The organism is Rathayibacter sp. VKM Ac-2928 (assembly GCF_022815545.1).
Lineage (GTDB): Bacteria > Actinomycetota > Actinomycetes > Actinomycetales > Microbacteriaceae > Rathayibacter > Rathayibacter festucae.
In genome coordinates this window covers 123490-148859 of the sequence record NZ_JALGRU010000006.1, presented here as the reverse complement: position 1 = coordinate 148859, position 25370 = coordinate 123490, and the positions used below count along the sequence as shown (strand labels likewise).

Here is a 25370-nt window from a genome sequence, read left to right as displayed (position 1 = left end):
AACCGCCCGCCGGGAGGGTGGAGCCCGACCCGCCGCGCTCCTCCACAGCCCGCTCTGCCGCGGCGCCGTCCACCGTTCCCCGCTCCGACTCCCCGCTCCACCTCACGCTTCGAGAGGATCCACCCATGAGCTCCGACACCCTGCACGGCCCGACCGACACCGAGGACGCGCTGACCCCGCTCCCCGAGAGCCGTCGCAACGCGCGCCTCGACGGCCAGTTCTGGATCTGGGCGGGCGCCAACATCGCCCCGATCAACTGGGTCCTCGGCGCGCTGGGCGTGAACATGGGCCTCGGCCTCTGGGACACGATCACCGTCCTCGCGCTCGGCAACGTCGTCGGCATGGCCGTCTTCGGCTTCTTCGTGCTGCTCGGCCAGCGCACCGGCGCGACCGGGATGCTCGTCGGCCGGGCCGTCTTCGGGCGGCGCGGCAACTACGCACCCGCCGTGATCCAGGCCGTCGTCGTGATCGGCTGGTGCGCGATCAACACCTGGATCGTGCTCGACCTGGTGATCGCGCTGCTCGGCTCCGTCGGCCTCGTCGACCCGGAGGCGGCGAACATCGGCTGGAAGGTCGCGGTCGCCGCGGTGATCATGGCGATCCAGGTCGCGATCTCGTTCCTCGGCTACCGGGCCATCGCCGCCTTCGAGCGCTGGACCGTGCCGCCGACCCTGCTGGTGCTGGCCGTGATGTCGATCGTCGCCTGGTTCTTCCTCGACATCGACTGGTCCTACGCCGGCCCGGCCGAGGGCGCCCTCACCGGCGGCGACCGGATCGCGGCGATGTCGATCGTGATGACCGCGATCGGCATCGGCTGGGGCCTCACCTGGCTCGCCTACGCGGGCGACTACTCGCGCTTCGTCAGCCCCCGCGCCTCGCGCCGGAAGCTCTACTTCGCCAGCGTGCTCGGCCAGTTCGTCCCCGTCGTCTGGCTGGGCGTGCTCGGCGCGACGCTCGCCACGAAGAACGGCTCGGTCGACCCGGGCCAGCTGATCGTGGAGAACTTCGGCGCCCTCGCGATCCCGGTGCTGCTGCTCGTGGTGCACGGGCCGATCGCGACGAACGTGCTCAACATCTACTCGTTCGGGATGGCCACCCAGGCGCTCGACATCCGCCTGGGCCGCCGCGCGCTCAGCCTGATCGTCGGAGTGCTCGCCTTCGCCGCGTCCGTGTTCTTCGTCTTCCAGGACGATCTGGCGACGACGCTGGACGCCTGGCTGGTGGGACTGGTCGGCTGGGTCGCGCCGTGGGGCGCGATCGTCCTGGTGCACTACACGGTGTTCGAGCCGCGGGTGCGCTCGTTCGGGCACCTCTTCGCCCCGGTCGGCTCGCCGCTGCTGCCGGACGTGCGCTGGCGCGCGCTGCTCTCCTTCGCGATCGGCGCGACGCTGACCTGGCTGTTCATGAACGGCTCGGTGCCGGCGCTGCAGGGACCGGCCGCGACCGCGCTCGGCGGCGTCGACGTCTCCTGGCTCGCCGGCGGCGTCTCGGCGGGGCTCGCCTATCTGCTGCTCGGCCGCGGCGACGCCGCGTCCTGGGTGCGGAAGCGCGAGGCCCTGGAGCCGGCCGCGCGCGAGTCCGAGCCCGTCCTCGGGTAGCCGGCCCCGTCACTCCCGCTCCTCTTCTCCCGCACCACCCGCTCCCGCACCACCCTGCTCCTGCACCACCGCATCACGAACGGAACCGCCATGCCCCTCCTCATCACCGACGCCGCCGTCATCACCATGGACGCCGTCTCGGGCGCCGTCCCGATCACGGCGAGCATCCGGATCGTCGACGACGTGATCACGGCGATCGGACCGGGGCTCGAGCCCGAGCCGGGCGACGAGGTCCTCGACGGGCGCGACCGCCTCGTGACACCGGGCTTCGTCAACGCGCACACCCACTCGTGGGAGTACCTCTACAAGGGGCGCTACGACAACCTGCCGCTCGAGCTGTGGATGCTGCTGTCGTACCCGATCCTCGGCGACAGCCGCGTCGCTCCGGACCTGATCCGGCTGCGCTCGTCGCTGTTCGCACTCGAGTCGCTGAAGGCGGGCGTCACGACGCTCGTCGACGACGTGCTCGAGAACCCGGACCAGGACGCGGCGCAGCTGGCGGCGGTGTTCGACGCCTACGACGAGATCGGCATCCGGGCGAACATCTCCGGGCACGTGATCAGCAAGCCCTTCTTCGAGACCATGCCGTTCCTCGAGGAGTACCTGCCGGCCGAGCTGCTCGACTCGGTCCGCGGGGCGGCGCGACCGACCACCGAGGGCTACCTCGACTTCAGTCGCACCGCCTTCGCCACCCAGCACGGGCGGGGCGGCGGACGGCTGCGCTACATGGTCGCGCCCTCGGCCCCGCAGCGCGTGGGCGCCGATCTGCTGGTCGGCGCGACGGAGCTGGCGCTCGAGCACGACGCGGAGTGCCACATCCACGTCCTCGAGACCAAGACGCAGCTGGTGACCGGGGAGGAGCTCCACGGCTCGACGCTGGTCGAGTACATGGCCGGGATCGGCGCCCTCTCCGCGAACACGACCTTCGCGCACGGGATCTGGCTGACCGACTCCGACATGGCGTCGATCGCGGCGGCGGGCACCTCCGTCTCGCACAACCCGATCTCGAACCTCAAGCTCGGCTCGGGCATCGCGCCGTGGCGCGCGCTGCACGACGCGGGGGTGAACCTCGGGCTCGGCACCGACGGCTGCTCGAGCAGCGACTCCCCGCGGATGCTCGACGTGATCAAGGCCGCGGCGCTGCTGCACAAGGTGACCGATCCGGACCTGTCGACGTGGCCGACGGTGGCCGAGGTGCTGACCGCGGGCACGATCGGCGGTGCGCGCAGCGCCGTGCTCGGCGACGTCACCGGCAGCATCGAGGTGGGCAAGCAGGCCGACCTCGTGCTCTTCGACCTCGAGACGCTCGCGTTCACCCCGCGCCAGCGCCTGGAGAACCAGCTCGTCTACTCCGAGAACGGCTCGTCCATCGACACCGTGATCGTCGCCGGGCGGGTCGTCGTCGCGGGCGGCGAGTCGACGACCGTGGACGAGGCGGCGCTGCGGGCCGACCTGGCGGCGCAGCTCGGCGACATCGTCGCCTGGCAGGACGCCCTCGACCGCTCCAACGGCGTGCTGACCGAGCCGTTCCACCGCATGTACGAGCGGGCGATGCGCCGCGACGCCCCGATCGACCGCTTCAGCGGCAGGCGCCTGGTCTGACGGCGCTCGGTCTGACGGCGACGGGACCGACGGCGCGCATCCTCGGCTCATGGAACCCCCTCCGGCACGCAGAACCCGCCTCGGCACACCGGATCCGGACAGTTCCGCGAGCCCGATGCGGTTCCGCGAGCCGAACGCGTCTTCGCGCTCGGGGCAGCACCGGGGGCCCGTGGCACCCGTCCGGGGCGGGATCGGACGGACCGGCGGCGCGTCGAGCCGGAGTGCGCCCCCTGAACGGGAACCCCCGTCCGGAGGAAGGTTCATTGCGAACGGGCGTTCGAACGCCCCGCCTAGGGTCGCAGCAGACGCGCCGGACTCCTCCGGCCGACCTCTCGAGCGACTCCCCCCACCGCAGTGCCGCGGTCAGGGCATGAGCCGCTCCTCCGCCCTCGACGCCCGGAAGGACGCCCGTGCCGACGACCCCCGCGACAGCCCGCCCGCGCCGCTCAGGCGCGCGGCAGGCCGGCGAAGTTCGCGGCGCTGAGCTCCTGCACGGCGGGCAGCTTCGCGAGGATGTCGGCCGAGACGCTGTCGCGGTCGGAGAGGACGCGCTCGAGGGCGTCGCCCACGCGGCCGGCGAGACCGGCACCCGGCTCGACGCAGAGGTAGGGCAGCTCGAACATCGCCATCAGGCCCTCGACCTTGCCCTGGGTGGCGAGCGTGATCGCGGGGACGCCCTTCATCAGGGACATGATCGCCAGGTGCATCCGGCCGGTGACGGTGACGGTCGCGCGCTCGGTGAAGCCGCGCACCTCCGCCGGGGTGAGGACGTCCTCGACGAAGGCGACGCCGGTCGTGTCCGGCAGGGCCGCGTAGACCTTGCGGCAGGCCGCGAGGTCGTCCGGTCCGTGCTTGATGACGTGCGGGAGCAGCACGACCGCGAGGCCGCGTGCGCGCAGGCCGCCGATGATCTCCACGTAGGCGCCGGTCTGGTCGGTGTCGATCAGGCCGGAGACGTTGATGATCGCGATGCCGCCGGTCGTGTCCAGCGCGGCGAGCTCGGTGCTCGCGCGGCCCTGGTCGACGGAGCGCGCCGAGAAGACGATGTCCGCCGAGGCCTTCGCGTCCAGGCCGTCGCGGCGGGCGCGCTCGACGGAGAGCGGGTCGCGGAGGAAGAGGGTCGTGCCGGCGCGGTCCGCGTCGCGGAGCTGCGCGAGGGCACCGGGGTGCGCCTTGCCGTTCCAGCTGAAGCCGAGGACGCGGGTGTCCACTCCGGCCGACGCGGCGCTGCGGGCGACGAGCGCGCGGCTCGTCGAGGCGCGGAAGTTGTAGGCGCCGTCCATGATGTCGGCGCCGACGATCGAGACCGACGCGGCACCGGGCAGCATGGCCCGGAAGCGGCGCAGGTCGCGGACGAAGCTCGGCAGGCCGCCGTAGAGCAGGGTGCCCAGCGAGACGATCTCGACGCGGTCGGCCTGCTCGGCCGGGATGCGGAAGTCGCCCTTGTAGCGGGTGATCACGGTGATCGGCCCGGCCACGTTCTCCAGGAACGCGCCGACCAGCGCGGCGTCGCCGATGTTGCCGGCGCCGGGGGGCGCGATCAGGATCGCGCGGCCCTGAGCACCACTGGCTCCGCGGGCCCCGCCGGAGCGGCGGGCGCTGCGCAGGCGCGGAGCGTCGAGGAAGACGCCGCGCGCGCCGAGCGAGAGCACCGCCGGGCTCTTCAGCAGCGGGGCGGTGCGCTTGCGCAGCCCGCCCAGCACCGTCCGGACTCGCGAACCTACTCCGCTCACAGCGATTCCGTTCCCGGCCCCGTCGTGGAGCCGTGCTCATCGATGGCGGAGGCGGCCCGTCGCCGCATCCGTCCGTCCGGGCGGGATCTCGGCGGCAGAGGCAGCGGTGCTGCCCGTCCGCCGGGGACGCTCCCGCCGCGCCCAGTGTACGGAGTCGTCCCCCCTTCGGCCGGCGCGCACCGCCGAGGCCCGGTGCGGCCTCCCCTCGTCTTCTCCCTCCTCCTCTCCCAGCCCCGAGTCCCCGCTCACACCTTCCCCGATTGGACACCACGCCCATGACTCGAACGCTCAGCGCGACTCTCGCCGCTCTGCTGGTCGTGATCGCCGCGTTCTTCGCGGCCGCGCCCAGCTTCGCGGCGGCGAACCGCTACGCCTCGCCCAACGGCACGGGAACGGCCTGCTCCGCAGCCGCTCCCTGCGCCCTGACCACCGCCGTCCAGAACGCCGCCGCCGGCGACACCGTGCTGCTCACCGCCGGCACCTACCCGACGACCACCCTCAAGGGCGGGAAGGCGACCGTCGCCGCTCCCGTCGTCGTCCAGCCGGCCCCGGGCGCCTCGCCCGTGCTCGGCTCGACGAAGGTCTACACGCCCAACACCGTGTGGAACGACATCTTCTCCAAGAGCACCTTCTACACCTACGGCTCCGGCATCACGGTGAACCGGATGCACATCGACGGCGCCGGCATCTTCGTGCGCAGCGCGAACGTCGTCGTCCGCGACTCGCTCTTCGAGAACGGCTCGTCGATCGACGGCATCCAGGTCGGCGGCACCGACAACGGGCTGATCGAGAACAACCTGGTCCGCAACTTCGACCAGAACATCGACAACGGCCTGCACGCCGACTGCATCCAGGTGTTCGAGAGCAACGACGTCACCCTTCGCGGGAACACGCTGATGAACTGCTACAACGCGGGCATCATCTTCTCCCCCGGCGGCGGCGACGGCATGAGCGACATCACCGTGGAGTCGAACTTCGTCTCCGGCTGCATCGTGATCACCAGCGACTGCCGCGGCGGCTCGTCCGCGGACTTCCGGGAGGCCTCGGCCGACGGCATCTACATCCGCAACAACACCTTCGAGTCGGGCGCACTGCGGGTCGGCGGGGCGAAGAACACGGTCTTCGACCGCAACATCGTCAGCTACCTCTCCTCCTGCACCAGCCCGATGACGAACACCATCGTCGAGAACTGGAACACCAAGCTCTGCAAGACGCCGTCGCTGCTCAACCAGCAGGGCAACATCCAGGGCGCTCCGGCGCTCGCCTCGGTGGCCACCGGCGACCTGCACGTGCTGTCCGCGACCGGGACCCAGATCGCCGGCTGGGGGTCGACCACGTCGGCCCGCACCGACATCGACGGCCAGGTCATGGGCTCCCGCACCGCCGGCGCCGACCAGTTCGGCGGGGTGACCGCTCCGACGCCGACCGCGACGCCGACGGCCACGCCGACCGCGACCGCGACCCCGACGGCGACGCCGACGGCCACCCCGACCGCGACCCCGACGGCCACGCCGACGGCCACCGCCACCCCGACCGCGACGCCGACCGCCACGCCGACGCCGACCGCCACGCCGACGCCGACCGCGACTCCGACCCCGACGGCCGCGCCCGCCCCGGTCGACCGCACGGCGCCGACCGTCGCGATCGTCTCGCCGGGCTCCGGCTCGTCGGTCACCGGAGTCGTCAGCCTGATGGCGACCGCCGCGGACGACACCGCCGTGACCGGAGTCACGTACTGGGTCGGCACCACCAAGCTGGGCGACGCCGTGCAGGCGTCGGACGGCAACTGGTACCTCACGGTCAACACCGCGGTGTTCCCGAAGGGCACCTACTCGGTGACGGCGAAGGCCGTCGACGCGGCGGGCAACGCCACGACGAGCGCCCCGATCCTCCTGAAGCGGGTCTGACGCCCGGAGTGAGGACCGCCTGAACGTCGAAGGGCCCCTGCGCAGTGCAGGGGCCCTTCGTCGTCCGCAGGTGACGGAGTCGCCGTCAGTCGGACTCGCCGTCAGTCGGCGAAGATCGCGCCCACCGGCTCGCGCTTCTCGGCCTGGAAACGGTCCTCGGCGCGGCCGAGCGCCCAGTAGGCCGAGAGCGAGAGCGCCGCGCGCTCGACACCCCAGTCGTCCTGGAGGATCGTGCGGAGCCGCTTCATCGCCGTCCGCTCGCCGTGGGCGAAGACCTCGACGGCGCCGGCCGGGCGGGTCAGCTCTGCGACGGCAGCGGTCAGCGCGTGCCCCGCCTCCTCGTCGCCGCGGTGCAGCCAGCGCACCTCGACGCCCGCGGGGACGGTCAGCGGCAGCTCGTCCTCGGCGCCGTGCACCTCGATGAGCGCGGTGCCGCGGGCCTGGGCGGGCATCGCCTCCAGGGCCGCCGCGATCGCCGGCAGCGCCGACTCGTCGCCGAGCAGGAGGTTCGCGGCGTCGGCGCCGGGCGCCCAGGCGCCGCCGGGGGCCGACATCTCGAGGCGGTCGCCGGGGCGCGCGGAGGCGGCCCAGGGTCCGGCCACTCCCTCGTCGCCGTGCAGGACGAAGTCGATCGCGAGGCTGCGCGCCTCGAGGTCGACGGAGCGGATCGTGTAGGTCCGGCGCACCGGGAGCTCCTCGGGGGCGAGGCGGGCGCGCCGGGCGTCGAGGTCGTGCGGCGGCTCGAGCGCGACGCCGGGCGGGGCGAGCAGCAGCTTGACGTAGCGGTCGGTCGCGGCGAGCCTCTCGGGATCCGCGGCCTCGACGAAGGCGTCGAAGCCCTCGCCGCCGAGGTGCACGCGCACGAAGTGCTCGGTGAGCCGCTCGGTGCGCAGCACGGTCAGCACGAGCTGCGGGCGGGGCGGACGGGCGCGGCGCTCGGACGGCGCGGCGGGCGTGGTGGCGTCGGTCATCCCTCCAGCATGCCGCCCGCGCCCGCCCGGCGCGCGCGCTCGGCCCGGGCTCGCAGGAACCGCCCCGGCACGCGGAAACCGTCGAATCCGACGAGCCCGACCGCGTTTCACGAGCCGGAGACACGACGAATCGCGGCCGGAACCGATACTGCTCGCCCGGTCAGCAGCAGGAGCGCGGTGCTCCCGCTACTGTTCGGATCGCTGCCGACCTCGTCGCGTGTCAGCACCAGGTCGACGAGTACCGACGCGGCCCGTGCGGGGCCGAGCGCGAAGAAGGGAGAGCTGATGGCGGCATCCTTTCGCGCCTTTCTCGACGAGTCGTCGGCCGACCGTGGCAGCGGGCATCAGGAGTACCTCGTCTGCGCAGCTCTTCTGACCGACGACTCCTGCTCGGATGCGCGCGACCTGCTGCGCCCGCTCCTCCTGCCCGGACAGATCAAGCTCCACTGGACGGGCGAGAGCGAGCGACGTCGCCGCGTCATCGTCTCTCGCATCGTCGAGCTCGGACCGATGAACATCGTCGTCTCCCACCGCGATCTCCGGCGCCGCCGCGTCGAGCGGTATCGGCGGAAATGCCTCGAGATGCTGTACCACGAGCTCATCGGGCTCGAGGTCTTCGATCTGGCGCTCGAGTGCCGATCCACTGCTCAGGACCGAGACGACCGTGCCCACATCGTCGGTCTTCAAGCGCAGGGAATGGATCGTCGCCTGCGCATCGCGCATCGTCGCGGCGGTGACGAGCCTCTGCTCTGGATCGCCGACGCTGTTCTGGGAGCGATCAACTCGGCCCGTCTCGGGGACCACAGACATCTCGACGAGCTGCGGACGACGCTGATCATCGAGAGTCGCACGCCGGAGTCACTCGTCGCGATCGACTCCGGGCCCTGACGAGCGGAAGGCACCCTGACAAGCGAAAGACCCTGGATCCAGTCGTCCGGCTGGGGTTCCAAGGTCTTCTTCCCGTTCCGTCGTAACGGAGGGCGACTCCTACGGTACGGCGTCCACGGTGACCCTGCAACGCCCGGAGCCGACGAGCCGAGACCGGTTCCGTGCGCGGACCGCGGCACGGGCGCGGACGCCACGGACAGCGAAGGCTCGTGTGGCGCGAGGTGGGGGCGCCCCGGCGCGCGACGGCGCGCGGGCGCGGACGGCCACGCCGTAGCCTCTCCCCCATGGATGCGACCACGACCGTCTCGCGCGCCGCCCCGACCGCCCCCCGGCTGCAGCCGGACCGGGTCCTCGTGCCCGACGTCCTGCGCGGGGTCGCCATCGTAGCGATGCTGATCGCGCACGCGATGCCGCTCGTCCCGAGCCTGCGCGGCGGGGCGGTCGGCTTCGCGGCGGGCACCATCAACGACCTCGCGTCGCCGCTGTTCGCCCTGGTGATGGGGATGTCGGCGGCGCTGGTCCTCGCGCGGCCCGGAGCCTCCGGCGGGCGCGTCGTCGTCCAGAACCTGATCCGCGGTGCCGTGCTGGTCGCGCTCGGCGTCTGGCTGGGCGGCTGGGGCAGCTGGATCGCGATCGTGCTGCCGCACCTCGGGCTCACGCTCGCGCTCGGAACGCCGATCCTGCTCCTGCGCAGCCGCCTCGTCGCGGTCGTCGCCGCCGTTGTCCTCGTGGCGGGCGCCCCGCTGAACGCGGCGGTCGCCGCCGGTGCCGACCCGACTGCGCTCTACGCGCGGACGCCCATCGGATTCCTGCTGCAGTGGAGCTTCGTCGATCCGCACTACCGGCTGACGAATCTGCTCCCCTTCCTCCTGCTCGGCGCGCTGCTGCTGCGGCACGGCTTCCGGCGCGACCGACTGCTCGCCGTGCTGGCCGTCGTCGCCGTGCTGGCGTACCCGGTCCGGCCCGCGCTCGAGCGGCTGATCGGCCTCGAGTCCGTGTCGGGCAGCCACCCGGACACGCTCCACGACCTCGGCCTGGTGCTCGCCGCCTACGTCGCCGTCGTGCTGCTCGCGACGGTCCGGCGGCGGCCGGCGAGCACGGTGATCACGGCGGTGCTCACGCCGTTCCGCGCCGTCGGATCGCTCGCGCTCTCGGTGTACGTGCTGCAGGTGGCGGTCGTCGCCGCCTTCGCGGCCCGGGGCCTCGGCTACGTCGCCGACACCCCCGGCGCCGCCCTCCTCCTGGTGCTGGGAGTATGGGCGGTCGCGGTCCTGTGGTGGCGCTTCGTCGGCATCGGACCGCTGGAGTGGCTGATCGGCCGGCTGACCCGGCTCGTGCCGGCGCCGCGGCGCTGAGCCGCCGATCGGTCGCCGACGATCGTCAGCTCTCGACGACCGGCAGCTCGGCGACCGCGACGGCTCCGCCGCTCTCGTCGGTGATCTCGATCGAGGCGACGGAGGCGCGCAGGACGGCCGCGTTCATGGCGCAGTCGAGCTCGGCGGTGCTGCCGAGGAACGAGCCCGAGGGCAGCCGCACGCCCGTCGCCGTGACCAGGACGACCTCGTAGCTCTCGCCGACGGCGAAGCCGCTGCCGCGCAGGATCGTCTCGGTGCCCCAGGTGTGCGCGACGAGCTCGGCGTCGATGTCGAGGGCCGGGTCCTCGGCGAACGCGATCGGCTCGACGGCGCCGAGCGTGCCCGGCCCGCCCTGGGGCGGTCGGTCGCCGAGCGCCTGCAGTGCGAGACCGCCGACGGCGCCGAGCGCGACGCAGGCGGCCGCGGCGGTCACGCCCAGCGCGATCCGGCGCCCCCGCGCGGGCCGGTCCGACGCATCCCGCGTTTCCTCGCCCCGGGCCCTCGGGACCGCCGTCAGCGCCGGGCCGGCGAGCGCCGCCACCCGCGTGCGCAGGTCCGCCGAGGGCTCCGGCTCCTCCCAGCGGCCGACGCCGCCCAGCCCGGACAGCACGGCGCCGAAGGAGGCCAGCTCCTCGTCCACGCTCGGATCCTCCGTTCGCAGCCGGTCGAGCTCGGCGGCCTCCTCGGCCGACAGCTCGCCGGCGAGGGCCGCGGCGATCAGTTCCTCGCGACGGCCGCCCTCGTCCGGGCCGCCGTCGCCGGGTCCGCCGTCGCCGGGTCCGCCACTGCTGGTCACGATCGGTCCTCCGGAGTCGGGTCGGGCGCCGCGAGATGCGTGCGGAGCGCCTTGAGAGCGTAGAACGTGCGGGTCCGGAGCGTCGCGACCGCGACTCCGGTCGCCGCGGAGACCTCGGCGTAGCTCCCGCCGCGGAGGTGGATCGCGACGATCACCTGCCGGTGCTCGGGCGAGAGCCGGGCCAGCGCCTCGACCATCATCAGCGGCTCGAGCGGATCGACGTCGTCGCCGGGGACGTCGTCGAGCACCTCGGCCGGCACGATCCGCGGCAGCCGCTGCAGGGAGCGGTGCGCGTCGACGATCACGTTGCGGGCGATCGCGAACAGCCAGGTGCGCGGGCTCGCGCGCTCCGCGACGTAGCGCTCGCGCGAGCGCCAGGCCCGGAGGAACGTCTCCTGCACGCAGTCCTCGGCGAGACCGCGGTCGCGCAGCGCGTTGACGGCGAAGCCGAGCAGGGCGGATCCGTGCTCGTCGAACGCCGCGGTGAGGTCGAGGGGCGTGGGGTCGCCGGGCGTGGGATCGCCGGGCGTGGGATCGAGCGGCGGGGCGGCGGGTCCGGCGGCGGGCACGGGCGCCGGGTGCGGGTCGGGCTGCGTCATCGCGGTGCGGTCCCCTCGTCGCGTCGTCGTCGTCGGCCCGGTCGTCCGCGGCCCGGTCGTCGTCGGCCCGATCGTCGTCGGCATCGTCAGCGCCGCGAGTGCCATCGGCGCCTCCTGTCCCGACCGGCCGGGCGGCCCGTCACAGGGGGTACGGAGCGGAGGAGCGAGACGTTCATCCGGGCACTGCGGTCGAGTCTATGAGAAGGATCTCAGACAGCGGGGAACGGGCGCGCTCAGCTCCGCGGCGCTCGGGTCCGCGGCGCGAACGCGCCGAGGGCGTACACGAGCAGGAGCAGCGCCATCGCGACTCCCGACGCGACCGCCGCCAGCACGGCCGCCGCGCCGCTGCCGAGGAGCAGGCCGAGGCCGCCGAGCACGACCAGCGCGCCGCCGAGCAGCGCGAACATCCGCTCGGAGAACGCCCACGCGAACGGGAGGAAGTGCAGCCCGACCACGAGCGCGATGAGCGCCGGGCGCAGCTCGCCGCGGCCCGCCGACTCGAGGACCCGGCTGCCGACCGCGATGAGCGCGAACTCGGCGACCACGCAGGCTCCGTAGACGGCGAGCCGCGCGGGCCCCGGCGGTGCGAAGGGCCCGAGCGGACGCGGACGGACGAAGAGGAACCAGAGTGCGGCGACGACCGTCGCGCCGACCAGGACCCGCGCGACGATCGCGACGGGCTCCGCGGGCGAGTACGAGAACGCGAAGACGACCGCGCCGGCCAGGCCGACGACCGCACCGAGTCGTCGCGGGTCCGCGAAGACCGGCGGGCCGCTCTGCTCCGATGCCATCCGGGCAGCCTCGCAGATCCCGGACGGCAGCGACAGCCGCCGGCGTCCCGAGCGAGCACCTGCGGACGCGCCGAGCGGCCGCGGTCCGGTCAGGAAGCGGTCCCGAGCTCCTCGATGTCGTCCACACCGGCGGCCGCGGCCTCGCGGCGTCGCGCGCGCAGGGACGGCGCGAGCAGCGCGGCGACGATCGCGAGCGCTCCGACTCCGGCCGAGGCCCAGAAGCCGACGGTGAACGCCTCGTCCGTCGGGGCGCCCTGCGGGGTGACGCTGGAGGAGATCAGCGCGGCGATGACCGCGGTGCCGATGCTGCTGCCGATGGTGCGCAGGACGGTGTTCGCGCTGATGGCCTCGCCGGTCTGGGCGGCGGGCACGCTCTCGACGATCGCGTTCGAGGTGGCCGCGAGGGCCATGCCGATGCCGATGCCGGTGAGCACGCCGGAGACGAGGATCTGCCACTCCTCGCCGTGTCCGAGAGCGGGGAGGACGAACGCGATCGCGACGGCGACGCCGCCGGTGATCATCGGGATCTTCGGCCCGACGCGGCGGATCATCGCCCCCGCGACGACGCCGGAGACGACCATGGCGACGACCGTCGGCAGCAGGAACAGACCCGCCTCGCTGACCGACTTGCCGAAGCCGTAGCCCAGCACCGTGGGCAGCTGGAGCAGGGTCGGCACGAGGATGAAGGTGCCGAACATCGCGAAGCCGAAGGCGAGCGCGACGATGTGCGCGGTCCACACCCCGCGGTGGCGGAAGAGGCGGACGTCGATCAGCGGCTCGGAGACGCGCAGCTCGACCAGCACGAAAGCGACGAGGGCGACCGCGCCGAGCACGAGCAGGCCGATCGTCTTCGCGTCGCCCCAGCCCCAGTTCTGGCCCTCGCTGATGGCGAGGAGGAGCGCGACCAGGCCGATCGAGAGGATCGTCGTGCCGACGAGGTCCAGCTTGCCCGGCGTGCGCACGGGCGACTCCGGCATCCCGAAGACCGCTCCGAGGAGGGCGACGGCGACCAGCCCGGCGGGCAGCCAGAACAGCCAGTGCCAGGAGAGCGCCTCGACGATCGGGCCGGCGGCGACGATGCCGACTCCGGCGCCGATGCCGAAGATGGCGGACAGCAGCCCGATGGTGACGCTGACGCGCTCCCGGGGCAGCTCATCACGGACGATGCCGATCGACAGCGGCATCACCGCACCGGCCGCGCCCTGCAGGACGCGTCCGACGATGAGGACGCCGAGGTTCGGCGCGATCGCGGCGACGACCGTGCCGACCAGCAGCAGCGACAGCACCACGATCAGCACCTTGCGCTTGCCGACCATGTCGCCGAGGCGACCGAGGATCGGCGTGAGCACCGAGGCGGAGAGCAGGTAGGCCGTCAGCACCCAGCTCGCGTCGCTCGTGGCCACGCCGAGGTCCTGCCCGATCGTGCCCAGGGCGGGGGCGACCAGCGACTGCAGGACGGCGAACGAGAGACCGCCGAGCGAGAGGTAGAGCACGATCGCGGTGCCGCGCGGCTTCCGCTGCGGCGCAGCGCTCTCGGGCGGGACTCCGGTCGGCACCGAGCCCGTCGCGGCGGGCTGGCTGGTGGTGGACATGCGTCTCCTCGGCTGGTGTGCGGCGTGTGAGCGGCGTGTAAACAGGTGCTTACTTGTCGAGTGTAGCCAGCGCGGTGCGCCTGTCAACACGTGTTTACTTGTCCTCGGCTAGGTTGGTCGACGGGAGTGGGACATGAGCACTGACAGCGAGGACGTCGTCACGGCGGTCTCCGGCGGCGACGCCGACGACGAGCTCGTCCGCCCGGGCCGGGACGCGGAGGCGACCAAGCGCGCGCTGATCCGGGCCGCGCGGCGCCGGTTCGCGACCGACGGCTACCGCGCGACCACGGTGCGGCACATCGCCGCCGACGCCGGAGTGAACGTGGCCCTGATCAACCGCTACTTCGTCTCCAAGGACGGTCTCTTCGAGGCGTGCATGCGCCGCACCTCGGACGAGCTGGAGTCCGAGACCCCCGGCGGACCCGCGGATCTCGACGCGATCGTCCAGCGGCTGATCGGCCACGTCCTCCGCGCGCCGAACAACGACGACCCGCTGCAGCTCCTCCTCCTGCTGCGCTCCTCCGGCGACGCGACCGCGGACCGGATCCGCCGGGAGACCCTCGAGGAGTTCACCCGCCGGCTCGCCGTCGCGGCCGGCTGGCGCCCGGACGACCCGCGGACCGCCCCGGTGCTGGTCCGAGCCCAGCTCGCCATCGCGACGATGATGGGCGTCACCGTGATGCGCACCTCCGCCGCCGTGGAGCCGATCGCCTCCGCCGCCGACGAGGATCTCCGCGAGCCGCTGGACCGGATGTTCCGCGTCCTCCTCGGCGCGGAGTCCGCGACGACCGAGCCGCGCTAGTCCGGGTCGGAGTCGTCGCCGCCCCACTCGGGGGGCGCGCCGGCACTGCGCGGCAGGGCGTGCCGCCTGCCAGGATCCCTCGTGGGCCTTCTTCCCCCGGGAGCCCCTCCCCCGCCGCACGAGAGGCCGCCATGATCGACGTCCGCACCTCCGCCGACCGCCCCGCCCGCCGCCCCGACCCCCGCGGCATCTCCCGCCGGGCGGTCACCACCGCCGCCGCCTGGACCGTGCCCGTCGTGGCCGTCGCCGTCGGCACCCCCGCGGCCGCCGCGTCCGGCCTCGACGTGGGAGCCTTCGTCCTGAACGGCACCTGCGGCAGTCCCGGGATCCTCGGCCCCGGCTTCACGCTCACCGCAGGCTCCGCCGACCTGCCGGTCGGGACCACGATCACCATCGTCGGCAGCGGCGTCGCGAACATCGGCGTGTTCACGGCCACCCCGAGCATCGCGACGATCACTTCCCCGAGCAGCACCACCCGCTTCGTCACCCTCACCGGTCCGCTGCCCGCAGGCTCCACCCTGGGCCTGCGCACCACCCTCTCGGTCACCAGCGCCTTCACCCTCAACGCGACGACGACCCTCCCCGAGGGCTCCGTCGGCACCGGCGCGAAGAGCACGGCGTCGGTCAGGTCCGACCGGGTGTTCTGCACGGGCAACTGACTGCACGGGCGACTGACGGGAAGCGGGTCGATCGCCGAAGATTGATGAAGATTGCCCCGAATTAGAAAATCCTCATCTTGTGCAATCGATGACAATCGTCGCCCCGGGGCGCTCACACGTCGGAGGTTCGGCGGCGGATCAGTACGGGACCGTGAGCGACAGCACCGCGACGTCGAAACCCGGCGCGGTGATGACCAGGTCCGCCACGGGGACCGGACTCTGCGTGCGATCGTCGCTGGCGATCAGCAGCAGCAGGATGCCGGACTCCTCGCCCGCCGCGAGCGCGGGGTCGTAGCGGAGGGCGATGCGTCCCTCCGGGAAGCCGTCGGCGTAGCTCCACTGCTGTCCGTTGAAGCCGGCGAACGAGTAGCCGTTTCCCGGATCCTGGAGGACGACGATCACGGAGCCACCCTCGAGCGGGGCGGAGCCGGTGTTGGTCGCATAGACGCGGTACGCCGTCGAGGCCGACGCGACGTCCTCCGCGGGACCTTCGGCGCGAGCGCCGAGCGCAGGGAGCGTGCCGCTGGCCGCGGCGGACGGTGCGGAGACGGCGAGCGCGATCACGGGAGCGGCCCAGGCCGCTCCGACGAGGGTGCGGCGCGCGAGCGGCGCGGGGGGAGCGGTCGGGTCGGGCACGGCGGGGTCCTCTCGGCGGGGGTCAGGGCCGAGCGTAGATCGGGGCGGCACCGCCGGGGAAGCGGATCCGGGCGCCGGGCCCTACTCGGGGGTGGGCGCGTCGAGGGTGGAGGGGTGAGGGACGAGGCGTGGGACCAGCCGCACCAGCACGACCATGCCGATCAGCTCGACCAGGGTCTGCGTCACGACGACCACGGGCGCGAGTGCCAGCGGCGCGGGGAGCGCGAGTGCGAGCGGCAGCACCACGAGGGAGTTGCGGGTGGCGCCGCTGAACACCAGCGCGCGGGACGAGGGGACGTCGAGGCGGACGAGCCGGGCGACGCCGAGTCCGGCCGCGACCATCACCGCGAGGAACGCGGCGTAGAGGGGGACGAGAACGAGCAGTCTGCCCGCGGCGGCACCGACGGCGCCGATCTGCGAGGCGACGACGATGAGGAGGGTCGCCGCCATCAGCGGCACCATCAGGCCGAGCATCGTCGATTCGACGACCCGCCCCGCGCGATGCCGGCGGCCCAGCGCCTGCACGAGTGCGGCGGCGGTGAGCGGCAGCACGATCAGCAGCAGGAGCGCCCGCGCGAACGGGGCCACCTCGACCACGGCGACGCCTTCCGGCCCGAGGAACAGCAGGAGGTAGAGCGGGAGGAGCAGGAGCTGCGCGAGCATCAGCAGCGGTGCCGCCGCGAGCAGCCGGTCGGACGCGCCGCCCGCGAGGCCGGCGAAGACGATCACGTAGTCGATGCAGGGCGTCAGCAGCACGAGCAGCACCCCGAAGAGCAGCGCCGGGCTCTCGGCGACGAAGCGGGACAGCCCGTACGCGACGACCGGGACGACGACGAAGTTCAGGACGCCGACCGCGGCGAGGAAGCGGACGTCGCGCAGCGCGCGGCCGAGCGCCGCGAACGGGACGCCGAGGAACGTCGCGAACAGCAGCAGCCCGAGCACCGGCTCGATCGCGCCCTCCAGGTGCCGCGCGGCGGGCAGCAGCAGCCCGAGCACGGCGCCGGCGGCGATCGCGCCGAGGTACACGGCGACCTGCCGCCGCTCGAGCCGCGCGACGAGCGCGCTCACGGGCGGGGGCACGGCAGTCGGAGGGGCACACGCCAACGCTAGAGGCTCGGCGCGTCGTGCCGGCCGAGCGCTCGACAGGGCGCGTTCACGCCGGTCGAGCAGCGGCCCCTCCATGCCGGCCGAGTAGCCGCCTCCGGCGGCCCGTGCATGCTGGTCGAGTAGCCGCCTCCGGCGGCGTATCGAGACCCACCATCGCCGAGACATCCGGGAGCGGGTCTCCTCCACACTCTGGTTCTGACGACGTTGTCCCCGATCAGCCCGTGGTTCCGACCCGGCCGTCGGTGGCCCCTGCTTCGATATCCGTATGTCAGAAGATGAGAACGCGGCAGCACTGGCGGAGGTGCGCGACTGCTTCACCGACGCCGCGGCCGCCGAGCGCGCCGCCTCGCCGACGCGCCTCAGAGCCGCGGAACGGATGCACCGCGGCCACCGCATCGCGCTCACCGTCCCAAAGGCGTTCGCTCGCGGCGCGACTCGAAGCGAGACCCGCGATCTCGTCGAGCGCTCCATCCGCGCCGAACTCGCGGTGACGCTCGGCGTGTCCGAGCGGGAGGTCTGCCGACGCCTCGAGACCGCGCAGATGCTGATGGAGCACCTTCCCCTCACCCGCGCCCTACTGCGGGACGCGCGGATCCTCTGGGAGGTCGGCGAGGCGATCTGCAGAACCGCGAGCACCCTCCCGGAGGCCTCCCGCGCGGCCCGCGAAGACCGCGCCGCCGACGCCGCGCTGACGATGACGACCACGCAGCTGCGCCGAGCCCTGACCCGCTGGCGGGAGGAGCTGCACGAGCAGCCCCTCGCCGAGCGTCACGCCCGCGCCCGCGAAGACCGCGCGGTCTGGGTCACCCCGGACGTCGACGGGATGGCGACCCTCTGCATCCACGCCCCAGCGCCGGTCGTGTCGGGCTCGTACGACCGGCTGCGCCGCATCGCCCGCACCCTCCGAGACAACGGCGACCCCCGCACCCTGCAGCAGCTCAGCGTGGACGCCGCTGTCGACCTGCTTTGCGACGGCGACATCGCCGGCACCACGCCGAACAAAGAGCACCGACCGGACCCGACCTTCGTCCCCGGCATCCGCGCCGAGATCCGGCTGACACTCGCCGCCTCCACCGCCGTGGGCCTCGACGACGCGCCCGCGGATCTCGACGGCTACGGCCCGGTCCCCGCCGAGATCGCCCGCGAGCTGATCCGCACCGCCGCCTCCTTCACCCGCGTCCTCACCGATCCGGAGACCGGCGCGGTCGTCTCCGTGGGCCGCACCCACCGCGTCCCACCGCCGCAGATGCGCCTGCACCTGCAACTGCGGGACCAGACCTGCCGCTTCGCCGGCTGCACCCGGCCCGCCACCACCAGCGAGGCCGACCACACCCTCGAGTGGCGCAACGGCGGCGAGACCTCCCTCGAGAACCTCGTCTCGCTCTGCACCTCGCATCACCATCTGCGGCACGGCGACCAGTGGACGTACGACCAGGTCGACGACGTGACGATCGTGTGGACGAGCCCCACCGGCCGGCGGATCAGCAACCGGCCGCCCCCACTGCCCGGGCGGCCGCCGGACCCGCCGCCGAGGCCTCGGTTCGACACCGTACCCGCGCCGTTCTGACGGTGGGTGGATCTCGATACGCCCGCGAGGCGGGCTACTCGATCAGCATGCAGCGCCTTCATGGCGCATCAGCCCGCAGCGCCTGCAGCGCCTGCAGCGCGCGTCGGTATGCGCCCCTCATGCTGGTCGAGTAGCGCGCAGCGCGTATCGAGAACCGACCCCGCCAGACAGTGGACCTCGTACGCCCACTCCCCGAGCGGCTCGGACGACGCTCGGAAGGCGCGTGCGCCGACGCCGTCCGGCACGCTACGCTCATTACTCAGCCAGCTGACTAATCGAGGAGCGACATGACCGCCACGACATCCCCCACCCGCGCGGACCGGATCCGGCAGTCGACCGTCGCCGTCAGCGCCGTGCTCGCGGTGGTCGGCTCGTTCATCGGCTCGGGAGCAGCAGGCGGCACGCAGATCCAGGACGCCGCCGGCGGCGCGCTGTCCGCGTCCTCGACCCCGGTCGCGCCTGACGGACCCGCCTTCGCGATCTGGAGCGTCATCTACACCGGCCTCCTCGGCTACGCGATCTGGCAGTTCCTGCCGTCGCAGACCACCCGCACCCGCCACCGCCGGCTCGGCTACTGGGCCGCCGCGAGCCTGCTGCTGAACGCCGCGTGGATCCTGGTCGTGCAGGCCGGACTGCTCGCGCTCAGCGTCGTGGTGATCGCGCTGCTCCTCGCCGTGCTCGCGCGGATCTTCGTGCTCCTGCGCACCACCCGCACCGACGGCGTCGTCGACGCGGTCCTCACCGACGGCACGTTCGGCCTCTACCTCGGCTGGGTCTGCGTCGCGACGGTCGCCAACGTCACGGCCGGCCTCGTCGGCGCGGGCATCGGCAGCGCCGACGGGCCCGGCGCCACACCCTGGGCGGTCGTCGTCCTGATCGTCGCCGCCCTGATCGGCGTGCTGATCGCCGTCACCGGTCGCGGCCGGATCGCTCCGATGCTCTCGCTCTGCTGGGGCCTGGCCTGGGTCGCGGTCGGCCGCTTCTCCGGCGAGCTCGTGTCGATCCCCGCCGGCACCGCCGCGCTGATCGCCGCGGCCGTCGTGCTCGTGGCGACGCTCCTGCTCCGCGTCACCGCCGCCCGTCGCACCGGCACCGCGCGGGTCGCCGCGGCCTGACGCCTCCGCTCAGGCCGCCGGGAACGCGCGCCCGACCGCCGCGCGGAGCAGCGCGCGCCGCCGCTCGTGCTCCGACGCGGCCTCCTCCGCCGTGGCGGCGTAGACGTTGCTCACCGGCGACCACGCCATCGACATCGCGATGACGAGCGCCATCACGTCGAACGGGTCGGCCGCGACGCCCACCGTGCCGTCGGCCTGAGCGGCGCGGATCGCCTCGAGCTTGCCCTCCTCGCGCACGCGCGCCTCGTCGTCGGCGACGAGGTGGCCGGCCGGGCGGCGCTCGAGGCGCGCCCAGGTGGCCAGCCGGATGAGGTCGGGGCGGCGCAGGTACTCGTCGTAGAGGCGGACCGCCCAGTCGCCGAGATCGGACGGGTCGATCGGCACGACGTCGACGATCCGGTCGAGCGACGCCTCGAAGACCGCGTCGAAGAGCAGCTCCTTGCTGGTGAAGTAGGAGTACAGCTGCGCCTTGTTGCTGCGAGCCTCGGCCGCGATCCGGTCCACCCGCGCGCCGGCGATGCCGTAGCGGGCGAACTCGGCCGTCGCCGCCGCCATGATCCGCGCACGCGTCGCCTCGCCCTTGCCGGTGGCCGGTGTCGCTCCCATCCCTCGAGACTACCGACCGGTCTGTTCTCCGCCGCCCGCCGGTGCTAGCGTCGATAAAACAAACCGGTTAGTAGAAACGAGCGCGCCATGACCAGCACCACCGCCTACGCGGCCACCGCCGAGGGCGACCTCGCTCCCGCCGCCATCGAGCGGCGCGCCCTCCGCCCCGACGATCTCGCCGTCCGCGTCGACTACTGCGGCGTCTGCCACAGCGATCTGCACGCCCTCCGGACCCACGCCGCGCACTCCGCCGACCCCGCCGCCGACGCCGGCCCGCTCGTTCCGGGTCACGAGTTCGTCGGCACGGTGCTCGCCGTCGGCGAAGGTGTCACGGCCTTCTCCCCCGGCGACCCCGTCGCGGTCGGCAACATCGTCGACTCCTGCGGCGCGTGCGACATGTGCACGGCCGAGCAGGAGAACTTCTGCCGAGAGTTCCCGACCCTCACCTACGGCGGCACCGACCGGCACGACGGCAGCACCACACTCGGCGCGTTCTCGCGCGAGTACGTCGTCCGCGACCGCTTCGCCTACCCGCTGCCGGCCGGCCTCGACCCTGCGGCCGTCGCTCCCCTGCTCTGCGCGGGCGTCACCGTCTGGGAGCCGCTGCGCGCGCACTCCGTCGGCCCCGGCTCGCGCGTCGGCGTGGTCGGGCTGGGCGGCCTCGGCCACCTCGCCGTGAAGCTCGCCCGGGCGCTCGGCGCCGAGGTGACGGTCTTCACGACCTCGGCCGCGAAGACCGCCGACGCCCTCGCGCTCGGCGCCACGCGGGTCGTCGTCTCCCGCGACGAGGAGGCGATGGCCGCGCAGCGCGAACGCCTCGACCTCGTCCTCGACACGGTCTCGGCCGCGCACGACCTCGCGCCGTACTTGCACGTCCTCGCCCTCGACGGCGCACTGAGCGTCCTCGGGATGCTCGCACCGGTCACCGTGGACGTCACCGACCTGCTGATCGGGCGGAAGAGCCTCACCTCCGGCGGCAGCGGCGGCACCCACAGCACCCGCGAGTTGCTCGCCTTCTGCGGCGAGCACGGCATCACCGCCGACGTCGAGGTGCTGCCCTCCGCGCAGGTGGGCACCGCACTGGAGCGTCTCGCCGCGAACGACGTCCGCTACCGCTTCGTCCTCGACCTCGCGGACCTCGACGGCGCCGACTGACCGCCGCCCGCCGAACGACCCTGCGACCGCCGTCTTCTCGAGGAGACGAACTCCGCCCTCGCAGGATCGGCGGATGCCCCGCGGTCATCGCGCGCGCAGCGCTCGCACCCCGTCAACGGTGATCGCCCCGGCGCGCCGACGCTCTCGCGTCCCGTCCGGGGCATACGAGAAGAACGTACCCGTTCGCGGAGGACTACTCCCGCTCCAGGCGCGGACCGCTCATCGAGAGGACGTGGGACGGGGCACGTTCCCTCCGCAGACCCCGTCGCGCGTCCGCTCGCGACGCGCGAGCCGCGCGAGTGGACGCAGGACGGGCGCTGCGGAAGCTGCAAGGCCCGTCGCGCGTCAACTCGAAGCCGCCCCGGGCCGGGCCCGCGTCAGGCCCGAGCCGACGCCACCGCGCGCGCCAGCGCCGGGCCGTGCGCCGCCAGCACCAGGTCGCGCACCGCCGTCACCGGCAGCGACCCGGCGCCGGCCGGCAGCAGGTCCGCGTCCGAGGTCAGCACCAGCGGGGTGTCCGCCGCCGACACCGGCAGGCGGCCGTGCGTGCCGCGCACCAGCGACGCGTCCAGCGGCACGAGGTTCATCGCGTAGCGCAGGCCCAGGGCCTTCTTCGCGAGGTTGCCGGCCGCCTTCGCCTTCACGAGCTTGTCGGCGGGGTCGAAGAACAGCTCCGCCGGGTCGTAGCCGGGCTTGCGGTGGATGTCGACGCCGCGCGCGAAGTCCGGCGCGCGATCGTCGTCGAGCCAGTAGTAGTAGGTGAACCACGCGCCCGGCCGCGCCACCACGACGAGCTCACCGGAGCGCTCGTGGTCGAGGCCGTACCGCGCCTGCGCCTCGCGGTCGAGCACCTCGTCCACCCCGTCCAGCGCCTCGAGCAGCGAGCGCACCCGCGGCAGATCGGCGGCGTCCGGCACGTAGACGTGCGCGATCTGATGGTCCGCCACCGCGAAGGCGCGCGACGTCCACGGGTCCAGCTGCTCGCGGCCGTCCTGCACGTACACCTCGAGCAGTCCCGCGCGCCGCAGCGCCCGGTTGACGTCCACGGGGGTGTCCGCCGCCGCGATCCCGTACTCCGCGACCACGACGACCGACGCGCCGAGCGCCTCCGCGTCGTCGAGCAGCGGCGCGAGCACCACGTCGAGCTCGGACGCCGCCCGCCGCGCCTCGGGCGAGTCCGGCCCGAAGCGCTGCAGGTCGTAGTCGAGGTGCGGCAGGTACGCCGTGGTCAGCTGCGGCGGGCCGGAGCCGTCGCCCGCGAGCACGTGCCGGGTCGCGTCCACCATCCACTGCGTGGAGCGCAGCGACGCGGTCGGCCCCCAGTACTGGAACAGCGGGAAGGCGCCCAGCTTCCCGACCAGCTCGTCGTGCAGCGCCGGCGGGCGGACGTAGGCGTCCGGCGACTTGCGGCCGTCGGCGTGGTAGATCGGCCGCGGCGTGACCGTGACGTCGGTCGTCGCTCCCATCGCGTACCACCAGCCGATGTTGGCGGCGCGGTAGGGCTCGCCGTCGGACAGCCGGCGGGCCGTCTCCCAGACCTTCTCCCCCGTGACCAGGCGGTTGTGCTGGCGCCAGAGGTGCACCTCGCCGAGGTCGCGGAAGTACCAGCCGTTGCCGACGATCCCGTGCTGCGCGGGCATCGTGCCGGTGAGCATCGACGACTGCACGCTGCAGGTGACGGCCGGCAGGATCGTGTCCAGCGGCAGCTGCCCGCCGGCCCGGGCGAGCCGGGACAGCCGCGGCATGTCGGCGAGCGCCGTCGCGGTGAGACCGACCACGTCGATCAGCAGCACCGGCGTCACAGCGCGACCTCCTCGGCGACGAGGGCGGCGACCGGCGGCACTGCGGCACCCTGCTCCAGCACCGCGGCGCGTGCCTGCGGCGTCATCAGGTGCTCCGCCGCCCAGGCCAGTTCGGCCCCGATGCCGACCGAGAGATCGCTCGGCGCGTCCGCGAGCACCGCCCAGGTGTAGGTCTCGACGTCGAGGTGGATCTCGTCGTACGGCCAGGCGGCGTCGACGGCGGAGACCGCCTCGGCGAGCACCGCGGTGGTCGCCGACAGCGGCGCGGCCGGCCGGTGGTGCAGCGGCACGTGGAAGTGCACGCGCCAGGGTCCGGCGCCGGGCAGCGTGTCGAGTGCGTCCGGCAGGTCGTCGACGCGGAGCACCCCGCTCGCGCCGTTCTCGCGGGTCTGGTGCAGGTAGCGCTTCTCCACGAACGCCCCGACGGCGGCGCGCGCGGCCGGATCGGCCGGGTCCGCGACGTGCAGCGCGGCCGAGGCCTGCACCTTCACGACCCGGAGCCCCGCGTCCCGGATCCGCCGGACCGCCGCCGTGGGGTCGGCGAACGACACCGCGAGGTGGCACGTGTCGAGGCAGACGCCGACGTAGGCCGGGTCGACCAGGCCGATCCGCGGGTGCAGCCAGGCGACGACGTCCTCGACCGTGTCCAGGATGCAGCCCGGCTCGGGCTCGATCGCCAGGCGGATCGCGTGCCCGGTCGAGCGCCGCAGCTCGCGCAGCTCGTCGACCAGCAGCGCGAGCTGCCGTACCGCCGCCGCGTCCTGCTCGACGCCCCAGCCCTCGCGCCAGCCCAGGGGCAGCGTCGAGATGCTGCCGTCGGCGCCCGCGGGCAGCAGATCGGCGAGGATCCGCGCGCAGTCGATCGTGTAGGCGAGGCGCTCGGGGGTGGTCCAGTCGGGCCGGTAGACGTCGAGCTTCACCACCTCGGCGTGGAAGGCGGCGTAGGGGAAGGCGTTGAGCGTCCGCACCTCGAGGCCGTTGCGCTCGAGCGCGGCGCGCAGCACGGCGCGGTCCTCGCGGCTGGCGACCAGCCGGGCGGCGAGGTCGCGCGGGATCCACAGCCCCACGCCGACGGTGTCGAGCCCCGCGGCGGCGCGGGCGGGCCCGGCGTAGACGTCGAGCTGGCGGACGACGCCCTCGAGGTCCTCGGCCGGGTGGACGTTGGTGCAGTAGGAGAGGTGCATCAGACGACCTCCGCCACGCGCGGCGCGCCCCGGAGGATCGAGTTGCCCTCGAAGCTGCGGCCCATCGCGTCGACCGCGTCGAAGCCCGGGATCGGGTCGAGGTTCAGCCGTCCGCTCTGCCCGTAGAAGTCGATCGGGTTCTGCCAGAGCAGCCGGTCGACCTCGGCGGCGCTGAAGCCGGCGACGAGCAGCAGGTGCCCGGTCTTCGCGGTGGTCAGCGGATCGGAGCGGCCCCAGTCGGCGGCGGAGTTGACCAGCACGCGGTCCAGGCCGATCCGCTCGACGAGCGTCACCAGCCGGATCTCGTCCATCTTGGTGTCCGGGTAGATCGAGAAGCCCAGCCAGCAGCCGGAGCCGAGGACGAGGTCGACGGTCGTCTCGTTGAGATGGTCGACGACGACGAGGCCGGCGTCGATCCCCGACTCGGCGACGACGTCGAGCGTCTGCTGCGTGCCCGCCGCCTTGTCGCGGTGCGGGGTGTGCACGAGCACGGGCAGACCGTGGTCCTTCGCCAGCTCGAGCTGGTGGCGGAAGACCGCGTCCTCCTCCGCGGTGAGCGAGTCGTAGCCGGTCTCGCCGACCGCGACGACGCCGTCCTTGGCGAGGTAGCGGTCGAGCTCGGGCAGCACCTCGCGGCAGCGCGGGTCGTTCGCCTCCTTGGGGTTCAGCCCGATCGTGCAGTGGTGCCGGATGCCGTACTGCGCGGCGCGGAAGCGCTCCCAGCCGATCAGGGCGTCGAAGTAGTCGGTGAAGGAGCCGACGCTGGTGCGCGGCTGGCCGAGCCAGAACGACGGCTCGACCACGGCGCGGACCCCCGCGTCGTGCATCGCCTGGTAGTCGTCGGTGGTGCGGGAGGTCATGTGGATGTGCGGGTCGAAGATGCGCATCGTCGCGCCTTTCTCGTG

General features: G+C 73.4%; 22 protein-coding genes. 10 read left to right on the top strand and 12 right to left on the bottom strand.

Annotated elements, in window-relative coordinates; translation table 11 throughout:
* Positions 1-125 precede the first annotated feature (125 nt).
* Both MT350_RS19125 and MT350_RS19120 read left to right on the top strand, forming a co-directional pair.
* Entirely contained in the window at positions 126-1598 is a 1473-nt protein-coding gene (locus tag MT350_RS19125) for a cytosine permease (RefSeq protein WP_243600305.1), read from the top strand.
* A gap of 90 nt (positions 1599-1688) precedes the next feature.
* On the top strand, positions 1689-3200 hold the full coding sequence (locus MT350_RS19120) for an amidohydrolase family protein (protein ID WP_243616453.1): 1512 nt from the start codon (positions 1689-1691) through the stop codon (positions 3198-3200).
* A gap of 446 nt (positions 3201-3646) precedes the next feature.
* On the opposite strand, the gene MT350_RS19115 is transcribed toward MT350_RS19120, so the two are convergent.
* The gene (locus MT350_RS19115; RefSeq protein WP_243616452.1) at positions 3647-4933 is read right to left on the bottom strand and encodes a polysaccharide pyruvyl transferase family protein; all 1287 of its coding nucleotides are present in this window, start codon (positions 4931-4933) and stop codon (positions 3647-3649) included.
* A 275-nt stretch (positions 4934-5208) separates the two neighbouring features.
* Here MT350_RS19115 and MT350_RS19110 point away from each other — a divergent pair, with 275 nt between their 5' ends.
* Positions 5209-6840: an Ig-like domain-containing protein gene (locus MT350_RS19110; RefSeq protein WP_243600303.1), complete on the top strand. Its 1632-nt coding sequence runs from the start codon at positions 5209-5211 to the stop codon at positions 6838-6840.
* Positions 6841-6941: 101 nt separating this feature from the next.
* Here the strand turns inward: MT350_RS19110 and MT350_RS19105 are convergent, their stop codons facing one another.
* Positions 6942-7811, bottom strand: a complete 870-nt coding sequence (locus MT350_RS19105; RefSeq protein WP_243616451.1) for a siderophore-interacting protein — start codon at positions 7809-7811, stop codon at positions 6942-6944.
* A gap of 285 nt (positions 7812-8096) precedes the next feature.
* Between MT350_RS19105 and MT350_RS19100 the strand changes: the two genes are divergently transcribed.
* Together MT350_RS19100 and MT350_RS19095 are read left to right on the top strand one after the other, a co-directional pair.
* Positions 8097-8699, top strand: a complete 603-nt coding sequence (locus tag MT350_RS19100; RefSeq protein WP_243616450.1) for a hypothetical protein — start codon at positions 8097-8099, stop codon at positions 8697-8699.
* A 284-nt stretch (positions 8700-8983) separates the two neighbouring features.
* Positions 8984-10054: a DUF418 domain-containing protein gene (locus MT350_RS19095; RefSeq protein ID WP_243600300.1), complete on the top strand. Its 1071-nt coding sequence runs from the start codon at positions 8984-8986 to the stop codon at positions 10052-10054.
* A 25-nt stretch (positions 10055-10079) separates the two neighbouring features.
* On the opposite strand, the gene MT350_RS19090 is transcribed toward MT350_RS19095, so the two are convergent.
* The 4 genes from MT350_RS19090 to MT350_RS19075 all read right to left on the bottom strand — a co-directional run bounded on the left by MT350_RS19090 (position 10080) and on the right by MT350_RS19075 (position 13832).
* Complete coding sequence (locus MT350_RS19090; RefSeq protein WP_243600299.1) at positions 10080-10850, bottom strand: hypothetical protein; 771 nt, start codon at positions 10848-10850, stop codon at positions 10080-10082.
* Entirely contained in the window at positions 10847-11554 is a 708-nt protein-coding gene (locus MT350_RS19085) for a sigma-70 family RNA polymerase sigma factor (RefSeq protein WP_243600298.1), read from the bottom strand. Before MT350_RS19085 ends, MT350_RS19090 begins: the two co-directional genes overlap by 4 nt.
* A gap of 128 nt (positions 11555-11682) precedes the next feature.
* A complete protein-coding gene (locus MT350_RS19080; protein ID WP_243600297.1) occupies positions 11683-12240 on the bottom strand; it encodes a hypothetical protein in 558 nt (185 codons plus the stop codon).
* A gap of 89 nt (positions 12241-12329) precedes the next feature.
* Positions 12330-13832: an MFS transporter gene (locus MT350_RS19075; RefSeq protein WP_243616449.1), complete on the bottom strand. Its 1503-nt coding sequence runs from the start codon at positions 13830-13832 to the stop codon at positions 12330-12332.
* 133 nt (positions 13833-13965) lie between these two features.
* Between MT350_RS19075 and MT350_RS19070 the strand changes: the two genes are divergently transcribed.
* Positions 13966-14634: a TetR/AcrR family transcriptional regulator gene (locus MT350_RS19070; protein WP_243600295.1), complete on the top strand. Its 669-nt coding sequence runs from the start codon at positions 13966-13968 to the stop codon at positions 14632-14634.
* Positions 14635-14765: 131 nt separating this feature from the next.
* Positions 14766-15293, top strand: coding sequence for a hypothetical protein (locus tag MT350_RS19065; RefSeq protein ID WP_243616448.1), 528 nt, complete (start codon positions 14766-14768; stop codon positions 15291-15293).
* Positions 15294-15431: 138 nt separating this feature from the next.
* Here MT350_RS19065 and MT350_RS19060 read toward each other — a convergent pair whose 3' ends face one another.
* Both MT350_RS19060 and MT350_RS19055 read right to left on the bottom strand, forming a co-directional pair.
* Positions 15432-15929: a hypothetical protein gene (locus MT350_RS19060; RefSeq protein ID WP_243600293.1), complete on the bottom strand. Its 498-nt coding sequence runs from the start codon at positions 15927-15929 to the stop codon at positions 15432-15434.
* Between the two features lie 81 nt (positions 15930-16010).
* The gene (locus MT350_RS19055) at positions 16011-16997 is read right to left on the bottom strand and encodes a bile acid:sodium symporter (protein WP_243616447.1); all 987 of its coding nucleotides are present in this window, start codon (positions 16995-16997) and stop codon (positions 16011-16013) included.
* Positions 16998-17301: 304 nt separating this feature from the next.
* On the opposite strand from MT350_RS19055, the gene MT350_RS19050 reads away from it, so the two are divergent.
* Together MT350_RS19050 and MT350_RS19045 are read left to right on the top strand one after the other, a co-directional pair.
* Entirely contained in the window at positions 17302-18603 is a 1302-nt protein-coding gene (locus MT350_RS19050; RefSeq protein ID WP_243616446.1) for an HNH endonuclease signature motif containing protein, read from the top strand.
* Between the two features lie 287 nt (positions 18604-18890).
* Positions 18891-19718 carry a tryptophan-rich sensory protein gene (locus MT350_RS19045; protein ID WP_243599783.1) on the top strand — a complete coding sequence of 276 codons (828 nt, stop codon included), beginning with the start codon at positions 18891-18893 and terminating at the stop codon, positions 19716-19718.
* Positions 19719-19727: 9 nt separating this feature from the next.
* Here MT350_RS19045 and MT350_RS19040 read toward each other — a convergent pair whose 3' ends face one another.
* The gene (locus MT350_RS19040; RefSeq protein WP_243599782.1) at positions 19728-20324 is read right to left on the bottom strand and encodes a TetR family transcriptional regulator; all 597 of its coding nucleotides are present in this window, start codon (positions 20322-20324) and stop codon (positions 19728-19730) included.
* 87 nt (positions 20325-20411) lie between these two features.
* On the opposite strand from MT350_RS19040, the gene MT350_RS19035 reads away from it, so the two are divergent.
* Positions 20412-21479 carry an NAD(P)-dependent alcohol dehydrogenase gene (locus tag MT350_RS19035; protein ID WP_243599781.1) on the top strand — a complete coding sequence of 356 codons (1068 nt, stop codon included), beginning with the start codon at positions 20412-20414 and terminating at the stop codon, positions 21477-21479.
* 377 nt (positions 21480-21856) lie between these two features.
* Here the strand turns inward: MT350_RS19035 and MT350_RS19030 are convergent, their stop codons facing one another.
* From MT350_RS19030 to MT350_RS19020, 3 genes are read right to left on the bottom strand one after another with little or no spacing between them, the layout of a single operon-like run.
* Positions 21857-23281, bottom strand: coding sequence for a nucleotide pyrophosphatase/phosphodiesterase family protein (locus tag MT350_RS19030; RefSeq protein WP_243599780.1), 1425 nt, complete (start codon positions 23279-23281; stop codon positions 21857-21859).
* A complete protein-coding gene (eboE, locus tag MT350_RS19025) occupies positions 23278-24465 on the bottom strand; it encodes a metabolite traffic protein EboE (RefSeq protein ID WP_243616445.1) in 1188 nt (395 codons plus the stop codon). The genes MT350_RS19030 and eboE overlap by 4 nt, the downstream gene beginning before the upstream one ends.
* Entirely contained in the window at positions 24465-25352 is an 888-nt protein-coding gene (locus MT350_RS19020; protein WP_243616444.1) for a TatD family hydrolase, read from the bottom strand. The genes eboE and MT350_RS19020 overlap by 1 nt, the downstream gene beginning before the upstream one ends.
* Positions 25353-25370: the final 18 nt, after the last annotated feature.